Raw genomic sequence first — 3,837 nt, forward strand, 5'->3', positions numbered from 1 at the left:
AGATTCCGAGTCTCGGCCGATCTGGTGACTTTGACCTCGGCTAACTTCCTGCCGGCTCACCAATGGCGAGGTGTCTGTTGGGTCGCAGAACTCGGGGTGTTCGTCGCGGTCGCGGATTCGGGATCGACCAGCCGCGCGGTGGTGTCTTACGACGGGATCAACTGGCAGAACTATGCCTCGGCCAGCGCGACGTTCCGCGGCGTTTGTTGGTCCCGACCGCTGTCGCGCCTTGCCGCCGTGGCGACGGCCTCGACCAACAAGGCGATGTATTCGCAGAACTCTTCGCCTTGGCTCCCGGGTTTGAAGCCGATCCGGTTCACGGAGATCGGTTGCCCGGCCGTCGACAAGGGCACCAATCAGCCGAACGTCTTCCTCGACCCGAAAAGTTCCGAAAGCACCTTGCCGTTCTTCTCGAACGGGGGCCGCGACGACGCGATCCAGCGCCGCTACCTCGAAGCGCTGATCGGCTATTGGTCGACGCCCGCGAACAACCCGGTCTCGGCCCTTTACGGCGGGCCCATGATCGACATGGGCGAAGCGGCCGTATGGTGCTGGGACGCGCGGCCCCATCCGACCTGGCCCGCCCGCGCCGATGTATGGGGCGACACCGCGAACTGGACGGTCGGCCATTGGCTGAACGGGAGGCTCGGCGCTTCTGGCTTGGGCGACCTCGTTCTGGCGATCTGCGCCCGGTCGGGGATCGACTCGGCCGCCCTGGACGTCAACCGGATTGCGGAAGCCGTGCCCGGCTATGTCATCGCTTCGCTGGAAAGCCCCCGCGCCTCGATCGAACCCCTCGCCCGCTATTTCGGCTTCGACGTCGTCGAAAGCCAGGGCGCGATGCGCTTTGTCGCTCGGGGCGCGGGGCCGGTGGCCACGATCACCGTCGACGGCGTCGTCGCGGGCGAAAAGGCCGAGGGCGAAGATATTGAATTCGTCCGGGGCCAAGAAACCGAACTGCCGCGTGTCCTGAAATGGCGGCTTCTCTCGGCCGACGAGGATTACGAAGCGGTCACGGTCGAAGCCCGGAGGGTGACCGTCGACAGCGTTCGGGTGCGGGCCGAGCAATTCGCCATCGCCCACCCGCCGGATCAAGCTGACCGCAACGCCCGCCGCGCCCTGTTCGAAGCCTGGATCGGCCGCGAAACCGCGACCTTCTCGCAGCCGCCGTCGCCCCTGGCCCTCAATCCCACCGATATCGTGACCATCGAGAACGACGGCCGAAGCCTCGAATTCGGGCTGACCCAAATCGCCGACAACGACGCCCGCCGCGTCGAAGCGGTGCGCCGCGATCCCATGGTCCACAACCTCGGTCCCGGCCCCTCGCGCGGGGTTTCGACCGACGTGCCGGTCGTCTTCGGCCCGCCCGATGTGGAGATCCTCGATCTTCCGCAATTGTCCGAGGACGTGCCCGCCCACCGGCCCCTGGCGGCCGTTTCCGCGTCGCCCTGGTATGGTCAGGCGGCGATCTGGCGCAGCGCATCGCTCGACGGGTTCTCGCTCTTCGCGACGGCCGACCTTTCGGCGCAATTCGGAGTCCTCGCGGTCGCGCTGCCCTCGGGCCCGACCTCGCGCTTCGATCGGGCGAATGCGATAGCACTCGATATCTCGGGCGGGACGTTGCAAAGCGTGACCGACGAGCAGCTTTTCGCGGGGGCGAACCTGTTGGCCCTGGAAACGGCGGCGGGTGTCTGGGAACTGATCCAGTTCGCGACGGCGACCATCGTTTCGCCCGGCCGTTGGACGCTTTCCCGCCTTCTGCGCGGCCAGGCCGGGACCGAGGACGCGATCCTGCCCCTCGCCCCGATCGGAAGCCGGATCGTGTTTCTGGGGGCCGCCCTCGTCGCCCTGCCGATCTCGGAATCCGAAATCGGGATGCCGTGGAATTGGCGCTTTGGGCCGTCGGACCGCGCGGCCGGGGACGCCATGAACCTGCCTCTGACCTATACGCCGCAAGGGCGCGGGCTGCGGCCCTGGAGCCCGTTTCGGATCAAAGGGGTGTGGCAGGGGTCCGGGGATATCGCCGTCGCCTGGGCGCGCCGCACCCGGTCGCTGGCCGGGGATAGCTGGACCGCACCGGAGGTGCCGTTGGGCGAAGCCTCGGAATCCTACGACCTGCTGGTCTTGAACGGCGCCGGGGCGACGATCCGCACGGTCGCGGGGCTCGCCTCGTCCGCCTGGACCTATACCGCCGCGATGCAGACCGCCGACTTCGGCGGCCCCGTCGCCAGCCTTCGCCTCCGCATCTTCCAGAACGGCCAACTCGGCCGGGGCGCGGCGGCCGATATCACCCTTACCCCCTAGGAGCCCTTCCCATGGCGGATACGCCCAACCTGGTCCTGCCCTATCTCGCGGCGAACCAGTCGCAAAAGCACGTCACCGTCAACGACGGCCTTCGGCGCCTTGACGCGTTGGTTCAGGTGGTCGTCCAAACTGCCGCGTTGGCGATACCGCCCGGAAGCCCGACCGAAGGGCAACGCTGGATCGTCGCGGCTTCGCCGACCGGCGCCTGGGCGGGTCAAGCGACCAAGATCGCCGCTTGGCAGGACGGGGCGTGGGTCTTCTACGCGCCGCTGGACGGTTGGACGGCGATCGACGCCAGCGTCGACGCGATGCTGATGTTCAACGGCGCGACCGGGACTTGGGGGCTTCTGATCTCCGGGGTCTTTGCGGACGCGGCCTTCGCGCTTCAGGACGACGGCGATCCGACCAAGCTCGCCCGGTTCCAGATCGGCGGATTCACGACCGGCACGACCCGGGTGTTCACCCTGCCGGATGCCACGGCGACCCTGGCCGTCTTGTCGATCAACCAGACCTTCTCGGCCAAGCAGACCTTTTCGGCGAACAACAACGACTTCGGGACCGCAGTCGGACCGGGAACGACGAACCTCGCCTCCGGCGCGACGACCAGCGGCAACACCAAAGCCGTGAACATCGGAACCGGCGGGGTTTCCGGTTCGACGACTTCGATTGCCATCGGATCGGCCGTCGCCGGGGCGCTGGGCTCTTTGACCATCAACAGCCCGACGGTGACCTTTGCCTCGACCGTTTCGACGGTCGCGATGGCCGCGGCGAACCTTTCGGCCCTCTACCTCGGCCTCGGCGGCGCGACGGCGGATGCGACGAACCGGCTTTCGATCAACGCCCCGGCCTCGCTTTTCAACCACGCGGGCGCAGGTCATCAGGTCAAGGTCAACAAGGCTTCGGCGACCGACACGGGTTCGTTCCTCTTCCAAACGGGCTTTTCCGGCCGCGCGGAGTTCGGACTGACTGGATCGGACGATTTCCAGGTCAAGGTCTCGAACGACGGGGCGACCTGGTTCAACGCCTTGCAGCTTGAACGGACCTCGGGCCGGGTCCGCGCCATGGTCGCACTGCAACTGAACCCGAACGCGGGCGACCCGGGGACCGTCTCGGACGGCGACCTTTGGTATAACGCGACGACCGGCAAGTTCCGGGGCCGCCAGGCGGGCTCGTCTTACGATCTGATCGGCGGCGGGGGGGGCGGGACCGCCTGGTCTTCGATCACCGGGACGCCCAACACGTTGGCGGGCTATGGGATTACTGATGCCGTCGCCTTGTCCGGCGCCCAGACGGTCGGCGGGGCCAAGACCTTCTCGGCTCCGGTGATCCTCGGCGCGCAAGCCTCCGATCCGGCTTCGCCCGCCAACGGCACGCTCTGGTTCAATTCTACCTCCGGCCAGCTGAAAGCCCAGACCGGCGGCGCGGCCCGGATCATCGACGCGCAGACCGATATCGCCTGGCTGACGCCGCCTTCGGGCGAATACATGCTGACGACCGCCGGGGCGGGCGGCGCGGCCACCGGCACGCTTGCCG

General features: G+C 67.7%; 2 protein-coding genes. Both read left to right on the forward strand.

All coding sequences use genetic code 11. The annotated features are described in order from the left end of the window. Positions 1–2,304 (forward strand): baseplate megatron protein TIM-barrel domain-containing protein (locus tag KSP24_RS25025; protein WP_216977165.1); only part of this gene is annotated, 2,304 nt, incomplete at its 5' end. A gap of 11 nt (positions 2,305–2,315) precedes the next feature. Next, positions 2,316–3,837, forward strand: a 1,522-nt coding sequence (locus KSP24_RS25030; protein WP_216977167.1) for a DUF2793 domain-containing protein, incomplete at its 3' end; no start/stop codon positions are given.

It is taken from the genome of Paenibacillus sp. AK121, assembly GCF_019042715.1.
In the GTDB taxonomy this organism is placed as follows: domain Bacteria; phylum Bacillota; class Bacilli; order Paenibacillales; family Paenibacillaceae; genus Paenibacillus; species Paenibacillus polymyxa_C.